Genomic DNA, 25,499 nt, shown 5'->3' with positions numbered 1-25,499 from the left:
ACCAGCCAATTCTCAAGAAGTGAATAAGATCGTCTTATTAGTCGCTTCATTCCTGCCCTGGTTTGCCTGCCCGAATCGCCTGCCTAGTCACACAGGAGTCGCAGCGGCGAACCAGCATCCCTGATATACGGGGAAAAAGCGACGTTTTGTCCGATTTCTCACATTCGCGGGCGCAAAATCGGGCCAACATGGTTAGGCCTTTCGTCCAACTGATGGGTCTTTCGCCGCGAGCATCCCGCCATGGCCTGCGCGTTGACGGCCTCAACCGGGAGAGGCACGTTGTGACATCGGCTCCGCCGTTCGCAGGGCCTCAATTCCAGCAGTTCATCGACAGGCAAGCTCCGTTCCGATGTCCAAGCGGCTCGTCCTTCCGGCCTTGACGCGCTTCGTTTCCGCCACCGCCGGCCGCAACATGACCACGGCGGCCTATGTCGCCGTCGCGGCCGGTGTCGCGATGATGACGCTGCTGACGGTCGCGCCGGCCCATGAGGCGGCGCCGCGCTGGGTCGATGCGCTGCTGTGGGCCTGCCTTGCCTATTTCGTATTCGAATGGCTGGTGCGGCTGCGCCACATGGGGCGGCAGGGCAAATTCTGGTTCTACGCGCTGTCGAGCGCCGGCGTGGTCGACGCGATCGGCGCGCTGGCCGTGCCGGTGGCCTTGCTGTCCGGCGTCGAGCCGAAGACCGCCTGGCTGCTCGGCGTGCTCTGGGTGCTCAAGGTGGTGCCGGGCATTCCCGGCCTGCGCCAGCTCCGGCGCGTGCTGGTGGTGGAATCCGGGCCGCTGCTCAGCGTGCTCGTGATCTTCCTGATGGTGGTGTTCCTGGCCTCCGTCGCGGAATATTTCCTGGAGCGGGACGTCCAGCCGCAGACCTTCGGCAGCGTGCCGGCGGCGCTGTGGTGGGCGGTGGTGACGCTGACCACGACCGGCTATGGCGACGTGGTGCCGATCACCCCGCTCGGCCGCGTGGTCGCCGCCATGGTGATGATCTCGGGCCTCGGCGTGTTCGGACTGTGGACCGGTATCCTGGCGACCGGCTTTGCCGCAGAAACCCGTCGCGACAATTTCTTGAGAACCTGGGAGACCGTCAGCAAGGTGCCGTTCTTCGCGCATCTCGGCCCGGCCGCGATCGCCGACGTCACCCAAATGCTGCGGACCATGGACCTGCCGCCGCGCACCATGATCATCCGCAAGGACACCAATGGCGACTGCATGTATTTCGTCGCCGCCGGCGAGGTCGAGGTCGACCTGCCCGGGCGCAAGGTGAAGCTTGGCGAAGGCGAGTTCTTTGGCGAGATGGCATTGCTCGGCAACGCCAAGCGCGGCGCCAGCGTCTCGACCAGCAAGGTGACCAGGTTGCTGGTGCTTGACCTGGTCGATTTCCGCCTGTTGATGGCAAGGCATCCCGATCTCGCCGAGACCATCGACGCCGAGGCCAAGCGGCGCGAACGTGAGAATCAATAATGATGGAGACCAAGATGGCTGACGCGGCCGACACCGCCAGCGGACCCGTGCTCGAAATCGCGGGCCCGCGCGCAACGATCCGCCTCAACCGGCCGAAGCACCTCAACCGCCTGCAGGCCGAGGATCTCGGCGAGCTGCTGAAATTGTTCGACCGGATCGAGGCCGATCCCGCGATCCGCGTGCTGGTGCTAACCGGAACCGGCCGCGCGTTCTCCGCCGGCTACGACCTCAACTCGGTCGCCGAGCGCGCGGTGAGCGCGAGCGAACAGCAGAGCGCGGGCTCGGCGTTCGAGGTCGTGGTCAACCGCCTCGAGGATCTCAGTGTGCCGACGATCTGCCGGCTCAATGGCGGCGTCTATGGCGGCTCGACCGACCTCGCGCTCGCCTGCGACTTCCGCATCGGCGTCGATACCGCCGAGATGTTCATGCCGGCGGCGCGGCTCGGGCTGCACTATTACAAGAGCGGCATCCAGCGCTACGTCACGCGGCTCGGCGTCGACAACGCCAAGATGCTGTTCCTCACCGCGCAGAAGATATCGGCGCCCGAGATGCTGCGGATCGGCTATCTCACCGCGATGGTATCGCTCGACCTGCTCGACGAGGAGGTCGACAAGGTCGCGACGATCCTGGCCGGCAATGCGCCAGAGGCGATGGCCGGCATGAAGCGCGCGATCAACGAATTCGCCCGCGGCGAGCTGGACGAGGCCGCCGCCGACGCCCGTCACCGCGAGAGCATGCGCGGCGACGAGATCAAGGAAGGCATCAAGGCCTTCGCCGAGAAGCGGGCGCCGCGGTTTTAGCGATTGGTCGCAGGGCACACTCCCCTTCACCCTCCCTGGAGGGGGAGGGTCGGGTCACATGGAGCGCAGTGGAATGTGAGACGGGGTGGGGTGATCTCTCAGCACGAACGGTGCCCGAGTGGAGAGATCACCCCACCTCGGTTCGCATTGCATGCGAACCGATCCTCCCCCTCCAGAGGAGGATGAGAGCAGTGCCTCTTCACGCCCGCTTGCTCCGCATCGCGCGGACCTGCGCGATGTCGGGATCCGCGGCGAGTGCCTGGTAGCGCTTGCTGTCGACGGCGTAGAGCGCGATGCGCCCCTCGGCGTCGGCATGGACACCCCAGCCGAAGCGCTTGCCGAGCGGCGAGGCGCGCATGCAGGCCTGGCCGCGCGAGAAGAACGTCTCGCGGGCGAGGCAGCGCGCCTTCTTCGCGGCTTTCGCATCGAGCGCGCGGCCGGCCGCCGACGTCGCGAACACGACGTCGTCGGAGGTGTACTTGTAGGGCGCGCCCGCGATCATCCGGTATTGCAACACGGCGACCGTCGGCTGGCCGCCGCGCAACTGCGGCTCCTCGCCGCGCTGCGCCGGGCAGTCCTCCGCGACGCGGATCAAGGTGTTGAAGCAGTTGGTGCTGTGCAGGACTTTCGCCATCGGCCCGATCCGTATCACACTCCGGCGGCCGCGGCATGCTGCGCCGCCATCTCGTCGTCGGCCTTCGATATGCGCTGGAAGGCCGGGCGCGCGGCGATGCGCTCGGCATAGCGGACGAACACGTCCCTTTTCGGCACGATGCCGAACATCATGGTCCAAGAGAGCGCGATGCCCCAGAGGATGTCGGCCGCCGTGATCTCCTCGCCGAGCAGATAGGGCCCCTTTGCCAGCTGCGATTCCAGCGCGCCCAGCATGGTGTCGTAATCGGCATAGGGCGACTGCGTGATCGGCGCGGGCTCGCGCTTCATGAAATGGTCGATCACGGCCGGCTCGAACGATGAACCGTAGTAGGCGATCCAGCGCAGATACGGGCCGCGGCGCGGATCGTTCAGCGCCGGCGTCAGGCCGGCCTGCGGAAACAGATCGGCGAGATAGATGAATATCGCGACCTGCTCGGTGACCAGCGCGTCGCCGTGGCGGATCGCCGGCACCTTGCCGAGCGGATTGATGGCGAGATAGGCGGCCTTGCGCTGCTCGCCGGCCTTCATGTTCAGGACCTGCAGGTCATAGGGCGCGCCGAGTTCCTCCAGCAGCACGCGGGTGCCGGTGGCGCGGCTCTGCGGCGAATAATACAGCGTGACGCGGTCGGTGGGGGCAGCGGTGCTCATGGTCGGGTCTCCTGGCGCCGTCGGGGGCATGGCCTCTTTAATGACTGCCTATACCTGACATCTTGTGTCAGGTATGATTTGGCCATGCGCGCGAGCCGGCTGTTTTCCATCCTCACCACCCTGCAGGCGCGGGGGCAGGTCACCGCACCTGAGCTGGCGGAAGCTTGCGAGGTCTCGGTGCGCACGATCTATCGCGACATCGACGCGCTGGCCGCCGCCGGCGTTCCGGTTTACGCCGACCGTGGCGCCGAGGGCGGCTATCGCCTGCTCGACGGCTATCGCGTGCGGCTCAACGGCCTGTCGCAGGGCGAGGCCGAGGCGCTGTTCATGGCCGGTCTCCCGGGGCCCGCCGCAGCGCTCGGCCTCGATGCCGCGATGGTGGCGGCGCAGACCAAGCTGATGGCGGCGCTGCCGGAGAACCTGCGGCCCAACGCGCGAGGGATGCAGCAGCGCTTCCATCTCGACGCGCCCGGCTGGTTCGGCGAGACCGAGGAGCCGAAGCATCTGCGCGCCATCGCCGGCGCCGTGCTGCGCGAGTCCATGCTCGAGATCCGCTACCAGAGCTGGAAGGCCGAGAAGCGGCGGCGCGTGGCGCCGCTCGGCCTCGTGCTGAAGGGCGGCAGCTGGTATCTCGCCGGCCTCGTCGACGGCAATGTGCGCACCTACCGCGTCGCCCGCGTGCTGGATTGCGCGGTGCTGGAGACGCCGTTCGCGCGGTCCGCGGAGTTCGACCTCGCCGCCTATTGGCGCGCCTCGATCGAGCGGCTGGAGGCCGAGCTGCATCCGAACGAGGCCACGGTGCGGCTGTCGCCGCTCGGGCTGAAACTGTTCGATGCGCTGGCCCACCCTTACGTGAAGGCGCGGATGCAGCTCGCTGATGGTACCGACGCCGACGGCTGGCGGCTCGCCACCATGCCGGTCGGCAAGACGGTGTGGCATGCAGCGACCGAATTGCTGCGGCTCGGCGCCGAGGCCGAAGTGGTCGCGCCGCCAGAGTTGCGCGAGAAGATGGCCGAGCTGACGGGCGCGATGGCCGCCCGCTATGCCGACGCGCCGGCCCGCCGCGCTGCCCGCCGTTAATACCGGCTATCGGAGCTGATGACGAAGCGATCGAAAAAATTGATCGGCAGGATCTCGAACTTGTCCAGCGTCAGCGTAATCCCGGTCACGAAGTCGACGCCCTTGATGGTGCCCTCAAGGTCGATCCGCCGGCCGCGGCGCAGGCCGCGGGTTTCCGGATGTTGCTCGATGTCGACATAGGCATAGATCGGATTGTCGAGCCGGGAATGGCGATGCCAGCCGCGCTGCAGGAAGCTGAATTGCAGCACCGAGCCCGCGCCCCAGTCGATCGCGTCGAAGAAGCGGGTCTTCCAGGCGACGGGCTGCCCCACATAATGCGCCGCGATGAACGCGTCGCGCTCGAGCGCAGGCAGACGGTGCAGCTGCCAGCTGATCTCCGCCGGCGTCAGGGAGGCGTTATTCGCCATTGTTGTTCTTGTCGTTTCTTCTTGCAGCTCTTCTTGTCCTCGGCGGGAGGGTGAACCGACCTTCCCGCCTTGAGGAAATTATACATCGACGAATGTGACAGTATCTTCCACGGTCGCGCGCGACGTGCGGTAGCTGTTCACCTTGTGCGCATGATCGGCATAGCCGAACGAGATACCGCAGACAACCCGGCGATCGTCGGCCAGGTTGAAATGACGACGGATCAGCCCGGAATGGCGCGCGATCGCCGCCTGCGGGATGGTGCCGAGCCCCAGCGCCTGCGCCGCCAGCATGAAGTTCGAGACATAGCCGCCGCAGTCGATGGCACCATAGATACCGAGCGGCTCATTGGTGTGGACCACGGCAATGTGCGGCGCGCCGAAGAAATTGTAGTTCTCCAGCGCCTGTTTTGCGTAGGCCGGCTTGTCGCCGCGCGCGATGCCGAGCGTGTTGTAGAGCTGGAAACCGCTTTCGCGGCGGCGCTCCAGATAGACGCCGACATATTCCCGCGGCGGCGTGAAGTCGTAATCCTCGCCGAGGCCGCGCGACGCCTCGGCATAGATCGCCTTGCGAAACCGCTCCTTCGCCTCGCCGGAGACGATGAGCACCTGCCAGGGCTGGCTGTTGCACCAGGATGCGGTGCGCTGCGCGGTCGACAGAATGTGCTCGATGACCTCGCGCGGCACCTCGCGCGGCTGGAACGCGCGCACCGAGTAGCGCTCGTTGAGCAATTCCTCGAGCGCGCCGATACGGTCCTCGGTCGGGTAGCGCGGCTTGGTGGTGGCATCCATGCTCAGCGCCCCTTGGTCGGGATCTTGTTGTAGGGCACGTCCTTGTCGACGCGGATGTCGCCGGGCAGGCCCAGCACGCGCTCGGCGATGATGTTGCGCAGGATCTCGTCGGTGCCGCCGGCGATGCGCATCGAGGGCGACGACAGCAGCATCTGCTGGAACTGGCCGTTGGCCTGCTCCTCATCGGTGCCGGTGAGGCTGCCCGCCGCGCCCTCGAGGTCCATCGCATAGGTCGCGATATCCTGCAGCATCAGGCCGGAGACGAGCTTGCCGATGGAATTTTCCGGGCCCGGTCGCTCGCCCTTCGACAGCGCCGAGATGGCGCGGTAGCTGGTGTATTTCAGCCCGCTCGCCTTCACCGCCCAGCTCGCAAGCCTGGAGCGCACCGCCGGATCGTCGATCGCAAGACCATCCTCCAGCATCAAATTGGAGCAGAACTCGAACATCTCGGGCACGCCGGTGGCGAGCCGCGCGCCGATCGACATGCGCTCGTTCATCAGCGTGGTCAGCGACACGCTCCAGCCCTCGCCGACCGCCCCCAACCGCTGGCTGTCCGGGATCACGACGTCGGTGAAATAGACCTCGTTGAACTCCTGCATGCCGTTGGCCTGCTTGATAGGCCGCACCTCGACGCCGGGGCTCTTCATGTCGAGGAAGAACATCGTCAGACCCTTGTGCTTCGGCACATTCGGATCGGTGCGCGCGATCAACAGGCCGTAGTCGGAGTAATGCGCGCCTGAGGTCCAGATCTTCTGGCCGTTGACGACCCAGTTGTCGCCCTTCTTCTCGGCGCGGGTGCGCAGTCCCGCGACGTCGGAGCCGGCTGACGGCTCGGAGAACAGCTGACACCAGATCTCCTCACCGGAGGCGAGTTTCGGCAGATAGCGGCGCTTGGCCTCCTCGCTGCCCCAGGCCATCACGGTTGGGCCGCACATGCCCTCGCCGATCTGGAACGGTTGGGTCAGCTTGCCGTAGACGCCCTCTTCCTGCTGCCAGATCACGCGCTCGATCGGGGTGGCGCCGCGGCCGCCATATTCCTTCGGCCAGTGCAGGCAGGCCCAGCCGCCCTCCGCCTTCTTCTTCTGCCAGGCCTTGCCGACCTCGACCATGTCGTGCCTGGCGAGCCGGATGCGGCCGAGCGACGACTTCGAGAGCTCCTCTTCGAACTCCTTCGGCGCGTTGGCCGCGATCCACTTGCGGGCGACGGCGCGGAATTCGGCTTCCTGCGGCGTGTCATCGAAATTCATGGCGGCTCCTTTTCTTTGTCATTCCGGGGCGCGCGCAGTGCGAACCCGGAATCTAGAAGTTATGTCGCTCGAGGTTCCGGGTTCGCCGCTTCGCGCCGCCCCGGAACGACGGTTAAGCTCTTCCCTTGGTCGGGATCTTGTTGAAGGGAACGTCCTTGTCGACGCGGATATCTCCGGGCAGGCCCAGCACGCGCTCGGCGATGATGTTGCGCATGATCTCGTCGGTGCCGCCCTCGACGCGGGTGCCCGGCGCGCGCAGCAGCATCGCCTGGAATTTGCCGGCGACCTCGGCATCCTCAATCCCGCTCAGCGCGCCGGCCGCGCCCTGCAGATCGAGCGCGTAGGTCGCGACGTCCTGGATCATCGAGCCGGCGACCAGCTTGCCGATCGAATTCTCCGGTCCCGGCCGCTCGCCCTTCGACAGCGCCGAGATCGCGCGCATGCTGGTGTACTTCAGCCCGCTCGCCTTCACCGCCCAGTTCGCGAGCTTGGAGCGCACCGCGCGGTTCTCGATCGCGGGGCCGTCCTCCAGCATCAGGCTGTTGCAGAAGTCGAACAGTTCGGGGAAGCCGGTGGCGACGCCGGCGCCGATCGACATCCGCTCGTTCATCAGCGTGGTCAGCGACACGTTCCAGCCGTCATTGACATTGCCGAGCCGCTGCGAGTCCGGAATGCGCACGTCGGTGAAATAGACCTCGTTGAAGTCGGAGGCGCCGCTCGCCTGCTTGATCGGCCTGACCTCGACGCCCGGGCTCTTCATGTCCAGGAAGAACATGGTGAGGCCCTTGTGCTTCGGCACGGTCGGGTCGGTGCGGGTGAGCAGGATGCCGTAGTCGGAGTAATGCGCGCCCGAGGTCCAGATCTTCTGGCCGTTGATCACCCACTCGTCGCCGTGCTTCTCGGCGCGGGTGCGCAGGCCGGCGACGTCGGAGCCGCCTGCCGGCTCGGAGAACAGCTGGCACCAGATCTTCTCGCCGGAGGCAAGCGGCGGCAGATATTTGCGCTTCTGCTCCTCGCCGGCGAACGCCATCATGGTCGGGCCGCACATGCCGTGGCCGATGATGAACATCGAACTGAGGCGGCCGAACGGGCCCTCCTCCTGTTGCCAGATCACGCGCTCGATCGGCGATGAGCCGCGGCCGCCATACTCCTTTGGCCAGTGCAGGCAGGCCCAGCCGGCATCGGCCTTCTTCTTCTGCCAGGCCTTTGCGACCTCGAGGATGTTGGCGCCCTTGAGCGCAACACGGCCGAGCGAGGCCTTGCGCAGCTCGTCCTCATATTGCTTCGGCGCATTGGCCGCGATCCAGGCTTTCGCCTCGGCGCGGAATGCGGCCTCCTGCGGGGTGTCGTCGAAATTCATGGTGGCTTTCTTTCCGTCATTCCGGGGCGATGCGCAGCATCGAACCCGGAATCTCAATTCCCAACCTCTGGATTCCGGGTTCGCGCTACGCGCGCCCCGGAACGACGAATCGTAGCGTTACGCCGCGTTCTTCTTGCGCATGCGGTCGATCAGCGCGTCTTCCCAATAGGACAGGCTGCCGAGACCGAGCGCCGCGGCATTGGCGCGGCGGTAGTACATGTGGCAGTCGAACTCCCAGGTGAAGCCCATGCCGCCATGCACCTGGATGTTGTTCTTGGCGCAATGCTGGAACGCCTGCGTCGCGCTGATGCGCGCGGCGGCGGCCGCTTCCGGCAATTCGCCGGCATTGGTCGAGAGCGCCCAGGCGCCGTAGTAGCAATTCGAGCGCGCCAGGGTCGCCGAGACATACATGTCGGCCAGCATGTGCTTGACCGCCTGGAACGAGCCGATCGGACGGCCGAACGCGATACGGTCGAGCGCATAGTCGCGGCCCATCTCCAGCGCGCGGTCGGCGCCGCCGACCTGCTCGAACGCCGTCAATACGGCTGCGCGATCCAGCACCTGGGTGATGACGCTCCAGCCCTCGCCGACCGCGCCGAGCGGCTCGGCCTTCGCATCCTTGAAGCTGAATTCGGCCTGGCCGCGGGTCAGGTCGATGTTGGTGAGCGACTTGACCTCGACGCCGCCGGCCTTGAGGTCGACGATGAACAAGGAAATATCGGACTCGCGTCCGCTCGAGCCGGTGCGCGCGGCGACCACGGCGAAATCGGCGATCGCACCATCCGACACCGGCTTCTTGACGCCGTTGAGCACACCGCCATTGGCCGTGACCTTGATCGCCTTCGGCGACGGATTGCCCTTGCCCTCGAACAGCGCCAGCGTGCCGATGGCTTCGCCCGCGGCGATCTTCGGCAGCCACTTCTGCTTCTGCGCGTCACTGCCTGCGATCAGGATCGCTTCGGCGGCGAGATAGACGGTGGAGGAGAACGGCACCGGCGCCAGCGCGCGGCCCATTTCCTCCGCGATCACGCAGAGTTCGAGATGGCCGGCGCCCGCGCCGCCGAACTGTTCCGGGATCGCGACGCCGAGGAAACCCATCTCGGCGAGGCCCTTCCACAGCGCCTTGTCGTAAGGCGCCTTGCCGTCGAGCACCTCGCGCACGGCCTTCGGCGGGCACTGTTCGCTGAGGAACTTCCGCGCCTCGTCGCGCATCTGCTTCTGTTCGTCGGAGAAATCGAAATTCATGGCGCTTACCTTTTACTTGCTGTCATTCCGGGGCGATGCGCGGCATCGAACCCGGAATCTCGACGTAAGGAACCTCTGGATTCCGGGTTCACGCTTCGCGTGCCCCGGAATGACGTGTTTGCTTTCGTATGATCAGTTCAAGATGATCACGTCGTCGCCGGGCTTGCCGGCATACAGCTTCTCCACCAGTGCGGCGCGGCGTTCGAGGCCGGCGCGCTGGTTGATGTAGCCCTTGTCGGTAAGCTCGTTGCCGTCGATCGACGGCGGCTCGACCATCAGCATCGCACGCGCGATGCGCATGCTGCTGCCGGTGGTGGAGGCGTTGTGCGCCTGCAAGCCCTTTCTGAGGCAGGCGACCACGTCGGGATGCCGGATCACGTCCTCATAGCTTGCGTCGGCATTGCCGACGAGCTGGCGGCAGGCATGCAGGTTCGGCCAGCACAACAGGCCGATGAACTCACGGTCCTGCCCCGCGACCAGCGCGTCATGTACGACCGGCGTCGCGGCGGCGATGGCATCGGTGCGCAGCGAGCCGACATGAACGAAGGTGCCGGTGGTCAGCTTGAAATCCTCGACCACGCGGCCAGCAAAGATGATGCCCTGCAGCGGGTCTTCGGGGTTCACGAACACGCCGGCATCGCCGATGCAGTAGAAGCCCTCCTCGTCGAACATCTTCGCCGTGAGGTCCGGCTGGCCGAAATAGCCGGGCGTGACGTTGACGCCGCGCAGCCGCAATTCGTATTTCGAGCCGCACGGCACCATCTTCAGCTCGACGCCGGGGAACGGCAGGCCGATCAGGCCGACGCGCTCGGTGTCCCAATAGGTGCCGGTCGAGGTCGGCGCGGTCTCGGTCGAGCCCCAGCCGGTGTAGAACACGATCCGCTCGCCGGTGGTCTTCACCGCCAGCGCCTGCATGCGGTCATAGAGATCGTCGGGCAGCCGGGCGCCGCCATAGGCCATGATCGAGAGGTTCTTGAAGAAGCTCGCGTACAGCGCCTCGTCCTTCTCCATTGCGGCCGCGAGCGCGGCATAGCCGGCCGGCACGTTGGCGTAATAGGTCGGCGACACCTCGCGCAGGTTCCTGATGGTCTCCTCGAGCTGGCCCGGCATCGGCCGGCCGTCGTCGATATAGAGCGTGCCGCCGTCGACCAGCACCGGATTGAACGCGGCGTTGCCGCCCATGGTGTGATTCCACGGCATCCAGTCGAGCACGGTCGGGATCGGTCCCTCCGTTTCACGCGGGCGCACCTGCATCATCATCGCCGCGTTGGCGCACATCATCTCCTGGGTGTTGATGACGGCCTTGGGCATCCCGGTCGAACCTGAGGTGAACAGCAGCTTGCCGACGGTCTTGGGCGTGATCTTCGCAATGGAGGCGCCGACCGCGGCCGTCACCGGCGTTGCCGCGAGATCGGCAAAGGCCGTGCTCTTGATCCCCTCGCAGGGACGCAGAACGTGGACGACCGTGATGCCGGTGAGATCGAGCGCTTTGAGCGCTTTCCCGAAGGTCGGGCCGTCCTGCACCATCACGACGGCCGGCTTGATCAGGTTGAACAGGTATTTGAGCTTGAGATGATCCTGGCTCATCAGCGAATAGGCCGGCGACACCGGCGCGGCCGGCAGCCGCGCCTGCATCGCGGCCTGCGTCATCAGCGCGTGCTCGATCGAATTGCCCGAGAGGATCGCGACGGGCCGGCCGTCGCCAACGCCGAGATCGAGCAGGCCTTGCGTCAGCGCATCGACGGTGCGCTTGGCTTCGCCATAAGAGACCTTGCGCCATTGCCGGTCGGGACCACCGCGTTGCGCAAGCCAGATCCGCTCCGGCGCCTGCGCCGCCCATTTGGCGAGATAGGCCGGAATATGCGTCTCGTAGGTCTGGAGCGGAATCCGCGACTTCAGGACGACGGTGCCGTCGTCGCGCTGCTCGACCGCGATGTCACGTGCGAGCCAATCCACCTTGCGAAAGGCAGGTTTCGTCAGCATCGCCGCGTCTCCATCCATTTTGCGTCTCCCGGAATTTCTGTCCTTAAAAGGATCTGTTCTCAGCGCCTGATATAGACAGGCTTTCGTTTCTCGAGAAAGGCCCTGATGCCCTCCTGGAAATCCTCCGAGCGGCTGCACAGCACCTGATTGCGATCCTCCATCGCAATCACGGCCTCGATCGAGCCGGCATCGACGCTCATGTTGATGCATTCCTTCGAGAGGCGGAGACCGACCGGCGAGGCCGTCATCATGGCCTCGACATAAGGATTGGCCGCAGCATCAAGATCGGCGACCTCGACCACCTCGGACACCAGGCCGACCGCAAGCGCGCGGTCGGCCTGGATGAAGCGCCCGGTGAGGATCAATTCGGAAGCAACCGACACGCCGACGAGGCGCGGCAGGAAATAGCTGGTGCCGATATCGCAGCCGCCGAGACCAAGCTTGATGAAGGCGCAGTTCATCCGTGCGTTCTTCGCCGCGATGCGGATGTCAGCCGCAAGCGCCAGCGCGAAGCCGCCGCCGGCGGCGGCGCCCTGCACCAGCGCGATGATCGGCTGCGGAGCACGCCGCATCAGCATCACGATGTCGGCTATGCGGCGCTGCGAGTCCAGCGACTCCGTCACGCCGGGCGGCTCGGCCTGCCCGCCACGGCGCGCCATCGCGTGCTTGAGGTCGAGCCCGGCGCAGAAATTCGCACCGGCGCCCTTCAGCACCACGACGCGGGTGTCGCGATTGCGCTGCAGGCCCTGGAAATAGAGGTTGAGCGCGTCGATCAGCGGAGGATCGAGTGCGTTGAGGCTCTCGGGGCGATTGAGCGTGACCCAATCGACCCCTTCGTGATGTTCGATCAGCAGCGGCTGAGACACGCGCATGGTCCTCCCGACCGTCGTCCCGGCCAAGCGAAGCGCGAGCCGGGATCCATAACCACAGGCTGTTGTTGTCTTGCGCGGCGTCTGCCAGGTTTGCCTGTTACAGACGCCGCGGAGTATGGGTCCCTGCTCCAGCGCGCAATTGCGCGCAAGGCCGGGACGACAGTCGAGCTTGTGGCTTAGCGCGGCGCCATGCGGATGGCGCCGTCGAGGCGGATGGTTTCGCCGTTGAGCATCGGGTTTTCGACGATGTGGACGGCGAGGTTGCCGTATTCCGAGGCGTCGCCGAGGCGGGCCGGATGCGGCACCTGGGCGCCGAGGCTCTTGCGCGCCTCCTCGTTCAGACCCATCAACAGCGGCGTCAGGAACAGGCCCGGCGCGATGGTGTTGACGCGGATCTTCAGGCTGGCGAGGTCGCGCGCGGCCGGCAGCGTGAGGCCGACGACGCCGCCCTTCGAGGCCGAATAGGCGATCTGGCCGATCTGGCCTTCATAGGCCGCGACCGACGCGGTGTTGATCGCGACGCCGCGCTCCTCGCCGATCGGGGCTTCGGTCGCCAGCCGCTCGGCGAACAGGCGCAGCACGTTGAAGGTGCCGATCAAATTGACGTTGATGATGCGGACGAACTTGGCCAGCGGATAGACGCCGTCCTTGCCGACGATGCGCTGCGAACCGCCGATGCCGGCGCAGTTCATCAGAACGCGCGCGATGCCGTGCGCGGCCTCAGCCTTGGCAATCGCCGCCTTGATCGCGTCCTCGTCGGTGACGTCGGCATGCAGCGCAACGCCCTTCACCTCGGCGGCGACCTTCTCGGCATTTTCCTTGTTCTGGTCGATCACGCCGATCTTGGCGCCCTTGGCGGCCATGGCGCGCGCGGTTGCGGCACCAAGGCCGGAGCCACCGCCGGTGATGAGAACGGCAACGTCTTTCAACTGCATGGATACAACCTTTCCTTGGGCGTTTCTTCTCTAGACTTCGAACTTGTTATCCGGCGGCGACTGCTGCCGTTTCCTTATCGGGATTGAGCACGCCGCCGAAGATCAAGGCTTCCATATGCTTGATGTAATCGCGGCAGACCTCATCGGTGACCGGACCGACACCGACCGCGCGCGACATCGCGTGGCGGCCGAAAAACAGATGATCGCAGGCGCCGATCAGGCTGGTGTAGAACAGCACCGGATCGATCTTGCGGAATTCGCCGGCCTTGATGCCTTCGGCGAGCAGCCGGCGGTGAAAGTCCAGGAGCGGCGCGACGAAGAATTTCGACACCTCGTTCGCGGCGGCCGGCGAGCTCTCGTGCAGGAGGTAATGAATCAGCCGGTTCATATAGGGGAACTGGTGATAGGCGCGGATGATGCCGCCGATATGCAGGCGCAGTTTCGCGGACGGCGTGATCGGCTGGCTGATGAGATATTCGAGCTGCGACATCTCGGTGGCGGCGTCGCGCGCCAGCAGCGCCAGCAACAGCCCGTCCTTGTTGCCGAAATGATATTTCACCAGCGCGGCGTTGACGCCCGACTTCTGCGCGATGTCGGACAACGAGACCTCGATCGAGGCGCGCTCGATCATCAGCTCGCTGGCCGCAACCAATAGCTTGTCGGCGGTGGCATTTTTGCCGGCCGGAAGTCTCGTCGGTACGCTGGTATTCAACTGCGCTCTGGTCCCGCTTCAGGTCAGGGTTCGACGGTAAATCGAGGCCGCACATAAGCCCATGGCGGGGCCGCACTCAAGAGTTAATTGATTGATTGACTAAATGCTGAGCCACCCCTTAAATCCGGCCCAACTTTCAGACCGCCCAATCCGGAAACATCAGGGAGATCAGACATGGCCGAGGCATATATCGTCGCCGCCGCTCGCACCGCGGGCGGCCGCAAGGGAGGGCGTCTCGCCGGCTGGCATCCGGCCGATCTGGCTGCGACCGTGCTCGATGCGCTGGTCGAACGATCAGGCGCCGACCCCGCGCAGGTCGAGGACGTGATCATGGGCTGCGTGATGCAGACCGGCGAGCAGTCCACCAACATCGCGCGCAATGCGGTGATGGCCTCGAAGCTGCCGGAGAGCGTGCCGGCCACCTCGATCGACCGCCAATGCGGCTCCTCGCAGCAGGCGCTGCACTTCGCAGCGCAGGCGGTGATGAGCGGCACGATGGACTGCGTGATCGCCGCCGGCGTGGAATCGATGACCCGCGTGCCGATGGGCCTTGCCTCCTCGCTACCCGCCAAGAACGGCTTCGGCCACTACAAGAGCCCGGGCATCGAGGCGAAGTATCCCAACATCGTGTTCAGCCAGTTCACCGGCGCGGAGATGATGGCCGAGAAGTACGGTCTGTCGAAGGATGAGCTCGACGAATACTCCTATAACAGCCATCAGCGAGCGATCGCGGCGACGCAAGCCGGCCACTTCAAGGACGAGATCGTGCCGGTCAAGATCACCCGCGCTGACGGCTCGACCGACACCCATCACATCGACGAAGGCATCCGTTTCGACGCCAGCCTCGAAGGCATCAAGGGCGTCAAGCTGATCGCCGAGAACGGCAAGCTCACCGCGGCGAGCGCCAGCCAGATTTGCGACGGCGCCTCCGGCGTCATGGTCGTCAACGAGAAGGGCCTGAAGGCGCTCGGCGTCAAGCCGATGGCGCGCATCCATCACCTCACCATGATGGGCGGCGACCCCGTGATCATGCTGGAAGCGCCGCTGCCGGCAACCCAGCGCGCGCTGCAGAAGGCCGGCATGAAGATCGACGACATCGACCTGTTCGAGGTCAACGAGGCCTTCGCCTCGGTGCCGACCGCGTGGCTGAAGACCACCGGCGCCGATCCGGCCCGGCTCAACGTCAATGGCGGCGCGATCGCGCTCGGCCATCCGCTCGGCGGCAGCGGCACCAAGCTGATGACGACGTTGCTGCATGCCCTCAAGCAGCGCAACAAGCGCTACGGCCTGCAGACCATGTGCGAAGGCGGCGGCATGGCGAATGTGACGATTGTCGAGCGGCTGTAAGAAGCGCCTGACTCCTAGGAAGCGGTGAGAGGCCGCAAGAACCTCCATACAAAAGGTGTCGTCCCGGCCTTGAGCCGGGACCCATAACCACAGGTGCTTGTGGTTATGCCGGGCTGCGGCCCCAACTCATTCCAACAACACAAAGCGGTGGTTATGGGTCCCGGCTTTCGCCGGGACGACGCATCGCCTGAGGCAACACCCGAGGAAACGTCTGTGACCCATCCGTCCATCCACGCGCGCACCCATCCGAACAAGATCGCCTACCAGATGGCGGGCAGCGGCAAGGCCATCACCTATCGCGAGCTCGACGAGCTTTCGAACCAGGGCGCGCATCTGTTCCGCTCGCTCGGCCTGAAGGCGGGCGACCACATCGCGCTGTTGATGGAAAACCGGCTCGCCTTCATGGAGATCTGCTGGGCCGCGCAGCGCTCAGGTCTCTATTACACGGCGATCAGCCGCTATCTGACGGAAGAGGAGATCGCCTACATCATCAAGGACTGCGGCGCGAAGGTGTTCATCACCACGCCGCAATGCGCCGACAAGGTGAAGGGCCTGATCAAGGGCGAGCCCGGCGAACCGCTGTTCTACATGATGGACGAGCCCGCCCCCGGCTTCCGCTCCTATGACAGGGAAGCCGCCGCGCAGCCCACCACGCCGGTCGCCGACGAGGTCGCCGGCTATGACATGCTGTATTCCTCCGGCACCACCGGCCGGCCCAAGGGCATCAAGAAGGAGTTCGAAGGCAACCGGATCGACGTGCCGAACCCGTTCCTGCGGATCCTCACCGCAGACATGTGCGGCATGAACGCCGACAGCATCTATCTGTCGCCGGCGCCGCTCTATCACGCGGCTCCCTTGCGCTTCAACATGATGGCGACCGTGCTCGGGGGCACCTCCGTCATCATGGAGCATTTCGACGCCGAGGAATTTCTGAAGCAGGTCGAGAAGCACAAGGTGACGCAGTCGCAGCTGGTGCCGACCATGTTCGTGCGCATGCTGAAGCTGCCCGACGAGGTGCGGAGCCGCTATAAGGTCTCGTCGCTGAAGGGCGCGATCCACGCCGCGGCGCCCTGCCCGGTCGACGTCAAGGCGAAGATGATCGAATGGTGGGGACCGATCCTGATCGAGTACTACGCCGGCTCCGAAGGCAACGGCGTCACCGTCTCGACCTCGCAGCAATGGCTGACCCATCGCGGCACGGTCGGCCGCGCGGTGGTCGGCAAGGTCAAGATCCTCGACGAGAACGACGAGGAGGCGCCGACCGGCCAGATCGGCCAGGTCTATTTCGCCGACGCGCCGGCGTTCAGCTACCACAACGATCCGGAGAAGACGAAGAAGGCCTACAACGCCAAGGGCTGGTCGACGCTCGGCGATGTCGGCTACCTCGACGAAGAGGGCTTCCTCTATCTCACCGACCGCAAGAGCTACATGATCATCTCCGGCGGCGTGAACATCTACCCGCAGGAGACCGAGGACGTGCTGATCACGCATCCCGCGGTGTCCGACGTCGCGGTGTTCGGCGTGCCGAACGAGGAGATGGGCGAAGAGGTCAAGGCCGTGGTGCAGCCGCACGACATCGCCAGGGCCGGCAAGGAGCTCGAGGCCGAGCTGATCGCCTTCTGCCGGCAGCATCTGTCGCCGATCAAATGCCCCAAGAGCATCGACTTCGAACAAGAGCTGCCGCGCACGCCGACCGGGAAGCTGGTGAAGCGCCATCTGCGCGACCGCTATTGGCCGAAGGCAGCAGCAAAGGCGTGAATCTTCGACCTTCCACCGGAGGTGCCTCTTATCCTCCCCTGGAGGGGGAGGATCGGTTCGCATGAAATGCGAACCGAGGTGGGGTGACAGCCTGTCGGCTCGGCCTCTGCCCGTGTTGAGAGATCACCCCACCCCGCCTCACATCTCGCTGCGCTCGCCGTGAGCCGACCCTCCCCCTCCAGGGGAGGGTGAAGGACGGACGACGCTTCCCCGTCTCCAATTCTGCCGTTATGCAGCACTACAAATCCTCCGCCGGTGCGCACGCGACCGATGCCACGGCACGCAGATGCAGCTGGCCGTGCTTGCCTGATGCCGTGGTGGTCCATTGCGCATCGATCTGCTGAAGATCTTCCGACAGCTTGCCGCGATGGCTGCCGTCGGTTTCGAACGCTCCGTTGCCATCGGGCGAGCGTTCGAAGATCTCGACCTCGAGATCGGACAGCCGGATGAACATCTGCACGCCGATCTTGGTCACGTGGCGGCCGACCTCATATGAACCGCAGCCGCGCGCTTCCGCGTTCTGCTCGTTCAGGGCCTGCACTTTGTCGAAGGTAATGACGACGTTCTGCACCGCGTTGTCGCCGTCCCACAGGAATTCGCCGACATAGGCGCGCGGCAGTTTCTCGGTGAGCTGCTTGATGTCGGCGGCACGCACCGCCGACATCAGCACCAGACTTGCCGCCACGATCATCACGCCGAGACGCGACATCCAGCCGGGCAGCTCTGCAATCCTCGCGTGGCGCATGCGGTATGCATCCCCTGGGCAAAATTGCTATCGTCAATCAATGGCCGCCAGCATACAGCCAAATGCGCTGGTTCTGCGGCGATGCCCAACAGGTGATCTGCACGATGGAAACGCTCCCCGACGTCCCGCTGCCCTCCACCATCCGCTCGCGTTATGTCGACGGGATCAACGGCCTGCGCATGCATGTGCTGGAAGCGGGCTTTGAAACATCCGGCCGGCCCTGTCTGTTGCTGCTGCACGGCTTTCCGGAGCTGGCATTTTCCTGGCGCAAGGTGATGCCGAAGCTCGCCGCTGCCGGCTATCATGTGATCGCGCCAGACCAGCGGGGCTATGGCCGCACCACCGGCTGGAGTGCGGAGTATGACGGCGATCTCGCGTCATTCCGCCTGCCCAATCTGGTGCGCGATGCGCTCGGGCTGGTCGCAGCGTTCGGCTACAAGCACGTCGATGCCGTGATCGGGCACGATTTCGGCTCGTCGGTCGCGGCGTGGTGCGCGCTGATCCGGCCCGACGTGTTCCGCGCGGTCGTGATGATGAGCGCGCCGTTTTCGGGGCCGCCGTCGCTGCCGTTCAACACCGCGAGCGCGCCGGCAAAGCCCGCGAGCGAAGACCCCGTGCATCGCGACCTCGCCGCGCTGCCGCAGCCGCGCAAGCATTACCAATGGTACTATTCGACGCGCCCGGCCAATGACGACATGCATCACGCGCCGCAGGGCGTGCACGATTTCCTGCGCGCCTATTACCACCACAAAAGCGCGGACTGGAAAGACAACAAGCCTTATCCGCTGCAATCCTGGTCGGCGGGCGAATTGGCAAAACTGCCGACCTATTACGTGATGGATCTCGCCAAGGACATGGCCGCCACCGTCGCCGAGGAGATGCCGTCACGCGAGGCGATCGCCGCCAACACATGGCTGCCGGATAGCGAGCTCGCTTATTACAGCGCCGAATATCAGCGGACCGGATTCCAGGGCGGGCTGCAATGGTATCGCTGCGGCACCTCGGGGGCGTTCGTCCCGGAACTACAGACCTGGAGCGACCGCACGATCGACCAGCCGTCCGCCTTCGTTTCCGGCAAGCAGGATTGGGGTACCTATCAACGGCCCGGCGTGTTCGAGGCGATGCAGCGCAAGGCCTGCATCAACATGATCGGCTGCCATCTGGTCGACGGCGCCGGCCATTGGGTGCAGCAGGAACAGCCGGATGAGGTGAGCCGCCTGTTGCTCACATTCCTGCGAGAGGTCGGCGCGCAGCGCTAGACGCCCATTCGGCCGTCGCGTCGCATCCCGTTGATCTCACGCGTGTTCCTCGCCCAATCCGCGCGGCTTGCCGGTGCTGCAGCAGCGAATCCGGGCCGATCCGGATTTGACCGGGTGCCACCGCAACCCTATAGTTTAGAACTATTCTAATTCTAAACTCCGTGAACAAGGCGTTGCCGTGAAGAACTTTGCCGATCTGACCGAGCGCGAGGTGCTGGCGGTCGCGATCGCCTCCGAGGAGGAGGACAGCCGCATCTACATGACGTTCGCGGAGGATCTCGCCGGGCGCTATCCCGACACCGCCAAGATTTTCGAGGAGATGGCCGAGGAGGAGCGTGGCCATCGCCACCGGCTGCTGGAAACCTACGAGCAGCGCTTCGGGGCGCATCTGCCGCCGATCCGGCGCGAGGACGTCAAAGGCTTCCTGCGCCGCCGCCCGATCTGGCTCACCAAGAACCTGCCGCTCGACACCATCCGCAAGGAAGTCGAGACCATGGAGCTGGAGGCCGAGCGCTTCTATGCCAAAGCCGCCGAGAAGGCCGAGGATGTCGGCGTGCGACGGCTGCTCGGCGATCTCGCCGAGGAGGAGAAGGGCCACGAGAAGCTCGCGGTGAAGCTGACCGGCGAGATCCTCAAGCCGGACGTGCGCGCCGAGGAAGACCGCACGCGGCGGCGGATGTTCGTGCTGCAATATGTGCAGCCGGGTCTCGCCGGATTGATGGACGGCTCGGTCTCGACCCTGGCGCCGCTGTTCGCCGCCGCCTTCGCCACGCATCACAACTGGCAGACCTTCCTGGTCGGGCTTGCCGCCTCGATCGGCGCCGGCATCAGCATGGGCTTCGCCGAGGCGCTGTCCGACGACGGCTCGCTGACCGGCCGCGGCTCGCCCTGGCTGCGCGGCCTGACCTGCGGATTGATGACGACGCTCGGCGGGCTCGGCCACACCATTCCCTATCTGGTACCCGACGCCTGGCCGAACGCATTCTGGATCGCGACCGCGATCGCCGGCATCGTGGTGTTCTTCGAATTGTGGGCGATCGCCTTCATCCGCGCGCGCTACATGGACACGCCGTTCCTGCAGGCGGCGTTCCAGATCGTGCTCGGCGGCGCGATCGTGCTCGCGGTCGGCATACTGATCGGCGCGGCGTAGCAATTCCGATCAAACACGGCGACAACGTCACGGCTACAGCGCTTGCGGGCGGCAACCAAACTGCCCATCATCGCGCCAACAACAAACCGGGAGCACGCCGTGGCCAAATCGCAATACAGCTTCAAGACCGCCGTCGACCTGTCGAAGGCGCTGCGCAACAAGCAGGTCTCGGCGGTCGAGCTCGCACAGGACGCGATCGGCCGCATCGAGCGCCACGACGGCAAGGTCAACGCGGTCTGTGTGCGCGATTTCGAGCGCGGCCTCGCCGCCGCCCGCGCCGCGGATGCCGCGATCGCGCGCGGCGAGCACAGGCCGCTGCTCGGCATCCCCATGACGGTGAAGGAATCCTTCAACGTCGCGGGATTGCCGACGACCTGGGGCTTCCCGCCGCAAAAGGACTTCGTCCCGACCGAGGACGCGCTGTCGATTCAGCGGGTGAAGGACGCCGGCGGCGTCATCCTCGGCAAGACCAACGTGCCGGTCGGGCTCGCCGACTGGCAGAGCTACAACGAGATCTACGGCACCACCAACAACCCCTACGACCTCGGCCGCACGCCGGGCGGCTCCTCCGGCGGATCGTCGGCGGCGCTCGCCGCCGGCTATGGCGCGCTGTCGCTCGGCTCAGACATCGGCGGCTCGCTGCGCGTCCCGGCGTTTCATTGCGGCATCTATGCGCACAAGCCGACCTTCGCGCTGCTGCCGTCGCGCGGCCACACCGCGCCGCCGGCGCCGCCCATCATCTATGAGCGCGACCTTGCGGTGACCGGCCCGATGGCGCGCGGCGCGGCCGACCTGTCGCTGCTGCTCGACGTGATGGCTGCACCCGATCCGCTCGATGCCGGCAAGGCCTATCGCCTCGACCTGCCGGCGGCGCGCCACGCCGGCCTGAAGGATTTCCGCATCCTCGTCATCGACACCGATCCGGTGTTGCCGACCGACAAGGCGGTGCGCGGCAGGATCGACAAGCTCGCGAGCCATCTCGACAAGGCCGGCGCGAAGATATCGCGTTCGAGCCCGCTGCTACCGGATTTCGCGGCGTCCTCGCGGCTCTATATGCGGATGCTGCTGTCGTTCCTCGCCGCGACCTTCCCGCCGGAGGTCTATGCCGGCGCCTGCGCGGCGGCGGCCGCGCTGCCCGCCGGCGACACCAGCCTGCAGGCCGAGCGGCTGCGCGGCATCGCGCTCAGCCACCGCGACTGGGTGCAGGCGACGGTCGCCCGCTCGCGGTTGCGCGCGCAATGGCGCGAGCTGTTCAACTCGTTCGACGCGGTGATCTGCCCGATCATGCCAACGCCGGCCTATCCGCACGATCATGCGCCCGACCAGGAGCAGAGGCGGATTTTGATCGACGGTGTGCCGCACATCTACACCGACCAGCTCGCCTGGCCAGGCATCGCGACCCTGCCCGGCCTGCCTTCGACTGCGATCCCGACCGGCTTTGCGCCCGACGGATTGCCGGTCGGCGTGCAGATCGTCGGTCCCTGGCTGGAGGACCGCACGCCGCTCAAGCTCGCCGAGCTGATCGAGCGCGAATTCGGCGGCTTCGTGCCGCCGAAGATGTTCGATGATTGATACTTGCCATCATCATTGCGAGCGAAGCGAAGCAATCCATATATCCGTCTGCGCGGAGGCGTGGATTGCGTCGTCGCTTCGCTCCTCGCAGTGACGAGGGGAAACCGGGAGAAAGCCAATGAGCAATGACCTCGAGGAGCTGACGAAGCTCAACAAGGATTACGTCGATTCAGTTCAGAACTGCGACGTCAAGCGCTTCGATGAGATCCTGGCGCAGGACTTCTACTGCACCAATCCCGACAAGAGCCTGGTCGACCGCGCGGCCTTCCTGAAGCAGACGGCGATCCCGGTGAAGATCAAGGGGCTGAAGGCCGAAGACGTCAAAATCCGCATCCTCGGCGATTTCGCCATCATCCACGCCCAGACCAGCTACACCAACGCGGACGGCGAGCCGGCGCACGGCCGCTATACCGATTGTTGGGCGCGGCAGAACGGAAAATGGCTCGCGGTGTCCGCGCATGTGGCGCGGTGAGCGATTCAGGTGTCGTCCCGGCGCAGGCCGGGACCCATAACCACCGCAGCTTGTGGTGAGTAAAGAAAGTCGTCCACCCACGTGCCCAAAGCAAGGCCGCGGCGTATGGGTCCCGGCCCACGCCGGAACGACACACGCTCAGCTGTCGAACATGATCACGCTGCGCAGCGTCTTGCCGGCTTTCATGTTGGCAAAGCCCTCGTTGATCTCGGAGAGCTTCAGCTTGGCCGAGATCCAGTCTTCCAGATGCAGCTTGCCGCGCATGTAGAAGTCGACGAGGCGCGGCATGTCGACGCGGAAGTGGTTGGAGCCCATCGACGAGCCCTGGATGCGGCGCTCGCGCAGGAAGTCGAAGCCGTGCAGCTCGATCTTCTGGCCGAACGGGATCATGCCGACGATGGTCGCGGTGCCGCCCGCCGCCAGCATGGCAAAGGCCTGCTCGGCGGTATCCTTGCGGCCGAGCACCTCGAAGGAGTGCTGCACGCCGCCGCCGGTGAGCTCGCGCACCTGCTGGACCACGTCGCCGCGGGCCGGATCGACGATATCGGTGGCGCCGAGCTTGGTCGCAAGCTGCAGCTTGGCCGGATTTGTATCGATCGCGATGATGCGGCCGGCGCCGGCGATCTGCGCGCCGTTGATCGCCGCCATGCCGACGCCGCCGCAGCCGATCACAGCCACCGTCTCGCCGGCGGTGACCTTCGCGGTGTTCACCACGGCGCCATAACCGGTGATGACGCCGCAGCCGATCAGCGCGGCGAGATCGAGCGGCATCTCTTTCTTGATCTTCACGATGGCGTTCTCGTGCACCAGCATCTGCTCGGCGAACGACGACAGATTGAGGAACTGGTTGAGCTTCTCCTTCCTGCCCCATGACAGGCGGTTGGAGGCGCCGGGCAGCATCTTCACCGTGGTGTCGGTGCACAGCACGGTGCGGCCGGTGGTGCAATTGTCGCAGGTGCCGCAGAACACCGAGAGGCAGGTGACGACGTGATCGCCGGGCTTCACGTAATTGACGTCGGAGCCGACCTTCTCAACCACGCCCGCCGATTCATGGCCGAGCACCGCCGGCAGCGGGTGCGGATAGAGGCCTTCCATGAAGTGCAGATCGGAATGGCAGAGGCCCGCGACCGCGGTGCGGATCAGGACCTCGCGCGGCCCCGGATTGGGCACGCTGACATCCTCGATCACCAGCGGCTGATTGACTTCATGCAGGACGGCGGCCTTCATCGGGGTCTCCCTTGACGTTTTTGATTGTTTGAAAAGTTCGCTCGCGCAGCAGCCTACGCTGCGTCAAGCAATTCGCCAACCTCGGCCATGCCGACCGCGCGATCGCCGAGCAGGTGCCCGGTCATCCTGCGCTGAACGGTATTTTCCGTTAGCCGGAACGGATCGCCCGGCAGCACGCGGTGATCGACCACCATTCGCGACAGCAACAGCCGGCGCGCATCGCCGCGCATCTCATGGATGCGCCCGCCCTCCCACGCCAGCGCGACCGCGCTTGCGACATGATAGAGCAGGCTGGTGGCGCGCCGCGCGTCGCCCTCATTGTCGACGCGGCTCGCCACCTCGCGCGCAAACGCGACCGCGCGGTCGCTGAGGTCGCGCAGCTGGTTGCACCAGGCTTGCGGAACATTCGGGCTGTCATCGAGCCGCGCATGCAGATCGGCGGCGAGCGCATTGTCGGCGCCATGGCGACCGACCGCGCGCTTCAGCGCATCGATCGCGACGATGTTGCCGGTGCCCTCCCAGATCGAGCCGAGATGCGCATCGCGCAGCAGCCGCGGCGTGACGAATTCCTCGATGTAGCCGATGCCGCCCCGCATCTCCATCGCATCGCCGCAGACTTTTCGGGCGTCGCGGGTGGCGCGGAATTTCAAGGTCGGCGTCAGGATGCGAAGCAGCGCCGCGGCGTCTTGACTGCCAGCCTCGGCGCGGTCGAGCGCGTCGGCGGTCAGAAAGCTCATCGACAGCGCCTGCTCGGTCGGCAGCATGATCTTCATCAGCTGCCGCCGCGCCAGCGGCAGGTCGATGATGCGCTGGCCGAACACCACGCGGCCGCGCGCCACTGTCATTGCATCGTGCCAGGCGCGGCGCATCAACGCAGTCGACTTCACGCCGTTGGAGAGCCGCGACGAGTTCACCATCTCGGCCATCTGCACGAAGCCGCGGTCGAGCTTGCCGACGGCGTAGGCGATCGCGCCATCGAACTTGATCTCGCCCGAAGCCATCGAGCGGGTGCCGAGCTTGTCCTTCAGCCGCACGATCCGGTAATGGTTCTGCGAGCCGTCGTCGAGGAAACGCGGCATCAGGAACAGGCCGACGCCGCGGGTGCCTGGCCCCGCGCCTTCCGGCCGCGCCAGCAGCATCACCACCTTGGCATCGGCGTTCGAGCAGAACCATTTCTCGCCGTAGAGCCGCCAGTGATCGCCCTCCTGCACGGCGCGCGTGGTCAGCGTGCCGACATCAGAGCCGCCCTCCTTCTCGGTCATGAACTGGCCGCCCTGTGTCAGCTTGCTCATGTCGGTCTGGGTCAGGCCGTCGAGATATTTTGCCTTCAACGCCTCGCTGCCGAAATTCGCCAGCAGCTTGGCGCAACCGTCGGTGACGTTGATCGGGCAGCCCATGCCGAATTCGGTCTGGTTGAACAGGAAGGTGAAGGCGTGCTTGGCGACGACAGGATATTTGTCGGGCCAGCCCATGATGCCCTTGCGGAGCGACAGCGCGTGAATGCCGAACTCGCCGAACGCGGCCTTCTCGATCTCGCGATAGGCCGGATGATATTCGATGTGCTGCACGTCGCGGCCGAACTTGTCGCGCTGGTGCAACACCGGCGTATGCCGGTCGGCAAGCCGCGCGCATTCGTCGAGATAGCCTCCGGCCAATCCACCGAGGCGGTCGAGGTGCGGCTCGATATGGCGGAACAATGCATCGGGCAGATGCAGCTTCAGAAGGTCGGTCAGCGCCGGATCGGCCCGGTAGAAATTCATTCCCGTCGTATCGGG

At 65.5% G+C, this 25,499-nt stretch carries 23 protein-coding genes; 9 read left to right on the top strand and 14 right to left on the bottom strand.

All coding sequences use genetic code 11. The features are described 5' to 3' along the window. Positions 1-349 precede the first annotated feature (349 nt). Positions 350-1,462 (top strand): cyclic nucleotide-gated ion channel, encoded by a 1,113-nt coding sequence (locus AKL29_RS01535; RefSeq protein WP_050382580.1) that lies wholly within the window; start codon positions 350-352, stop codon positions 1,460-1,462. A gap of 14 nt (positions 1,463-1,476) precedes the next feature. After that, on the top strand, positions 1,477-2,262 hold the full coding sequence (locus AKL29_RS01530) for an enoyl-CoA hydratase/isomerase family protein (protein ID WP_050382708.1): 786 nt from the start codon (positions 1,477-1,479) through the stop codon (positions 2,260-2,262). A gap of 199 nt (positions 2,263-2,461) precedes the next feature. Here AKL29_RS01530 and AKL29_RS01525 read toward each other — a convergent pair whose 3' ends face one another. Both AKL29_RS01525 and AKL29_RS01520 read right to left on the bottom strand, forming a co-directional pair. Further along, positions 2,462-2,896: a DUF6157 family protein gene (locus tag AKL29_RS01525; protein ID WP_028336559.1), complete on the bottom strand. Its 435-nt coding sequence runs from the start codon at positions 2,894-2,896 to the stop codon at positions 2,462-2,464. A 14-nt stretch (positions 2,897-2,910) separates the two neighbouring features. Next, a complete protein-coding gene (locus tag AKL29_RS01520; RefSeq protein WP_050382578.1) occupies positions 2,911-3,564 on the bottom strand; it encodes a glutathione S-transferase family protein in 654 nt (217 codons plus the stop codon). An 84-nt stretch (positions 3,565-3,648) separates the two neighbouring features. Between AKL29_RS01520 and AKL29_RS01515 the strand changes: the two genes are divergently transcribed. Then, a complete protein-coding gene (locus AKL29_RS01515; protein WP_050382576.1) occupies positions 3,649-4,644 on the top strand; it encodes a helix-turn-helix transcriptional regulator in 996 nt (331 codons plus the stop codon). Here the strand turns inward: AKL29_RS01515 and AKL29_RS01510 are convergent. From AKL29_RS01510 to AKL29_RS01470, 9 genes are all read right to left on the bottom strand, one after another. After that, positions 4,641-5,051, bottom strand: coding sequence for a hypothetical protein (locus tag AKL29_RS01510; RefSeq protein WP_050382573.1), 411 nt, complete (start codon positions 5,049-5,051; stop codon positions 4,641-4,643). The genes AKL29_RS01515 and AKL29_RS01510 overlap by 4 nt on opposite strands. A 78-nt stretch (positions 5,052-5,129) precedes the next feature. After that, a complete protein-coding gene (locus AKL29_RS01505) occupies positions 5,130-5,840 on the bottom strand; it encodes a nitroreductase (protein WP_050382571.1) in 711 nt (236 codons plus the stop codon). A gap of 2 nt (positions 5,841-5,842) precedes the next feature. After that, positions 5,843-7,087, bottom strand: a complete 1,245-nt coding sequence (locus AKL29_RS01500) for an acyl-CoA dehydrogenase (RefSeq protein WP_050382569.1) — start codon at positions 7,085-7,087, stop codon at positions 5,843-5,845. 112 nt (positions 7,088-7,199) lie between these two features. Beyond that, positions 7,200-8,447 (bottom strand): acyl-CoA dehydrogenase, encoded by a 1,248-nt coding sequence (locus AKL29_RS01495; protein ID WP_050382567.1) that lies wholly within the window; start codon positions 8,445-8,447, stop codon positions 7,200-7,202. Positions 8,448-8,564: 117 nt separating this feature from the next. Beyond that, positions 8,565-9,692 (bottom strand): acyl-CoA dehydrogenase family protein, encoded by a 1,128-nt coding sequence (locus AKL29_RS01490; RefSeq protein WP_050382565.1) that lies wholly within the window; start codon positions 9,690-9,692, stop codon positions 8,565-8,567. A 132-nt stretch (positions 9,693-9,824) separates the two neighbouring features. Next, positions 9,825-11,693: an AMP-binding protein gene (locus AKL29_RS01485; RefSeq protein WP_050382563.1), complete on the bottom strand. Its 1,869-nt coding sequence runs from the start codon at positions 11,691-11,693 to the stop codon at positions 9,825-9,827. Positions 11,694-11,734: 41 nt separating this feature from the next. Continuing rightward, the gene (locus tag AKL29_RS01480; RefSeq protein ID WP_050382707.1) at positions 11,735-12,541 is read right to left on the bottom strand and encodes an enoyl-CoA hydratase/isomerase family protein; all 807 of its coding nucleotides are present in this window, start codon (positions 12,539-12,541) and stop codon (positions 11,735-11,737) included. A 182-nt stretch (positions 12,542-12,723) separates the two neighbouring features. Further along, positions 12,724-13,482, bottom strand: coding sequence for an SDR family NAD(P)-dependent oxidoreductase (locus AKL29_RS01475; protein ID WP_016847447.1), 759 nt, complete (start codon positions 13,480-13,482; stop codon positions 12,724-12,726). Between the two features lie 46 nt (positions 13,483-13,528). Beyond that, positions 13,529-14,194 (bottom strand): TetR family transcriptional regulator, encoded by a 666-nt coding sequence (locus AKL29_RS01470; RefSeq protein WP_050382560.1) that lies wholly within the window; start codon positions 14,192-14,194, stop codon positions 13,529-13,531. Between the two features lie 174 nt (positions 14,195-14,368). Here AKL29_RS01470 and AKL29_RS01465 point away from each other — a divergent pair, with 174 nt between their 5' ends. Beyond that, positions 14,369-15,541, top strand: coding sequence for an acetyl-CoA C-acetyltransferase (locus AKL29_RS01465; protein WP_028336570.1), 1,173 nt, complete (start codon positions 14,369-14,371; stop codon positions 15,539-15,541). Positions 15,542-15,754: 213 nt separating this feature from the next. After that, positions 15,755-17,299, top strand: coding sequence for an acyl-CoA synthetase (locus tag AKL29_RS01460; protein WP_050382559.1), 1,545 nt, complete (start codon positions 15,755-15,757; stop codon positions 17,297-17,299). A 238-nt stretch (positions 17,300-17,537) separates the two neighbouring features. Here AKL29_RS01460 and AKL29_RS01455 read toward each other — a convergent pair whose 3' ends face one another. Then, positions 17,538-18,044, bottom strand: a complete 507-nt coding sequence (locus tag AKL29_RS01455; protein ID WP_050382556.1) for a hypothetical protein — start codon at positions 18,042-18,044, stop codon at positions 17,538-17,540. Between the two features lie 104 nt (positions 18,045-18,148). Between AKL29_RS01455 and AKL29_RS01450 the strand changes: the two genes are divergently transcribed. From AKL29_RS01450 to AKL29_RS01435, 4 genes are all read left to right on the top strand, one after another. Beyond that, on the top strand, positions 18,149-19,303 hold the full coding sequence (locus AKL29_RS01450) for an alpha/beta fold hydrolase (protein WP_028336573.1): 1,155 nt from the start codon (positions 18,149-18,151) through the stop codon (positions 19,301-19,303). Positions 19,304-19,481: 178 nt separating this feature from the next. After that, the gene (gene mbfA / locus AKL29_RS01445) at positions 19,482-20,453 is read left to right on the top strand and encodes an iron exporter MbfA (RefSeq protein ID WP_028336574.1); all 972 of its coding nucleotides are present in this window, start codon (positions 19,482-19,484) and stop codon (positions 20,451-20,453) included. 99 nt (positions 20,454-20,552) lie between these two features. Then, complete coding sequence (locus tag AKL29_RS01440) at positions 20,553-22,025, top strand: amidase (RefSeq protein WP_050382553.1); 1,473 nt, start codon at positions 20,553-20,555, stop codon at positions 22,023-22,025. A gap of 118 nt (positions 22,026-22,143) precedes the next feature. Beyond that, positions 22,144-22,497, top strand: a complete 354-nt coding sequence (locus AKL29_RS01435; protein WP_028336576.1) for a nuclear transport factor 2 family protein — start codon at positions 22,144-22,146, stop codon at positions 22,495-22,497. 138 nt (positions 22,498-22,635) lie between these two features. Here the strand turns inward: AKL29_RS01435 and AKL29_RS01430 are convergent, their stop codons facing one another. Beyond that, positions 22,636-23,724 (bottom strand): Zn-dependent alcohol dehydrogenase, encoded by a 1,089-nt coding sequence (locus AKL29_RS01430; protein ID WP_018269116.1) that lies wholly within the window; start codon positions 23,722-23,724, stop codon positions 22,636-22,638. A 53-nt stretch (positions 23,725-23,777) separates the two neighbouring features. After that, positions 23,778-25,499 (bottom strand): acyl-CoA dehydrogenase family protein (locus tag AKL29_RS01425; RefSeq protein WP_152977385.1); only part of this gene is annotated, 1,722 nt, incomplete at its 5' end.

Source organism: Bradyrhizobium pachyrhizi (genome assembly GCF_001189245.1).
GTDB classification, from domain to species: domain Bacteria; phylum Pseudomonadota; class Alphaproteobacteria; order Rhizobiales; family Xanthobacteraceae; genus Bradyrhizobium; species Bradyrhizobium pachyrhizi.
This window is presented reverse-complemented; position numbering and strand designations above follow the sequence as displayed.

Bases quoted from the DNA above. Each gene is read 5' to 3' on its own strand.
- AKL29_RS01505 (WP_050382571.1), bottom strand. From the start codon at position 5,840: ATGGATGCCACCACCAAGCCGCGCTACCCGACCGAGGACCGTATCGGC.
- AKL29_RS01455 (WP_050382556.1), bottom strand. From the start codon at position 18,044: ATGCGCCACGCGAGGATTGCAGAGCTGCCCGGCTGGATGTCGCGTCTC.
- AKL29_RS01465 (WP_028336570.1), top strand. From the start codon at position 14,369: ATGGCCGAGGCATATATCGTCGCCGCCGCTCGCACCGCGGGCGGCCGC.
- AKL29_RS01485 (WP_050382563.1), bottom strand. From the start codon at position 11,693: ATGGATGGAGACGCGGCGATGCTGACGAAACCTGCCTTTCGCAAGGTG.
- AKL29_RS01450 (WP_028336573.1), top strand. From the start codon at position 18,149: ATGGAAACGCTCCCCGACGTCCCGCTGCCCTCCACCATCCGCTCGCGT.
- AKL29_RS01510 (WP_050382573.1), bottom strand. From the start codon at position 5,051: ATGGCGAATAACGCCTCCCTGACGCCGGCGGAGATCAGCTGGCAGCTG.
- AKL29_RS01520 (WP_050382578.1), bottom strand. From the start codon at position 3,564: ATGAGCACCGCTGCCCCCACCGACCGCGTCACGCTGTATTATTCGCCG.
- AKL29_RS01435 (WP_028336576.1), top strand. From the start codon at position 22,144: ATGAGCAATGACCTCGAGGAGCTGACGAAGCTCAACAAGGATTACGTC.
- AKL29_RS01535 (WP_050382580.1), top strand. From the start codon at position 350: ATGTCCAAGCGGCTCGTCCTTCCGGCCTTGACGCGCTTCGTTTCCGCC.
- AKL29_RS01430 (WP_018269116.1), bottom strand. From the start codon at position 23,724: ATGAAGGCCGCCGTCCTGCATGAAGTCAATCAGCCGCTGGTGATCGAG.
- AKL29_RS01500 (WP_050382569.1), bottom strand. From the start codon at position 7,087: ATGAATTTCGATGACACGCCGCAGGAAGCCGAATTCCGCGCCGTCGCC.
- AKL29_RS01490 (WP_050382565.1), bottom strand. From the start codon at position 9,692: ATGAATTTCGATTTCTCCGACGAACAGAAGCAGATGCGCGACGAGGCG.
- AKL29_RS01515 (WP_050382576.1), top strand. From the start codon at position 3,649: ATGCGCGCGAGCCGGCTGTTTTCCATCCTCACCACCCTGCAGGCGCGG.
- AKL29_RS01525 (WP_028336559.1), bottom strand. From the start codon at position 2,896: ATGGCGAAAGTCCTGCACAGCACCAACTGCTTCAACACCTTGATCCGC.
- AKL29_RS01495 (WP_050382567.1), bottom strand. From the start codon at position 8,447: ATGAATTTCGACGACACCCCGCAGGAGGCCGCATTCCGCGCCGAGGCG.
- AKL29_RS01475 (WP_016847447.1), bottom strand. From the start codon at position 13,482: ATGCAGTTGAAAGACGTTGCCGTTCTCATCACCGGCGGTGGCTCCGGC.
- AKL29_RS01530 (WP_050382708.1), top strand. From the start codon at position 1,477: ATGGCTGACGCGGCCGACACCGCCAGCGGACCCGTGCTCGAAATCGCG.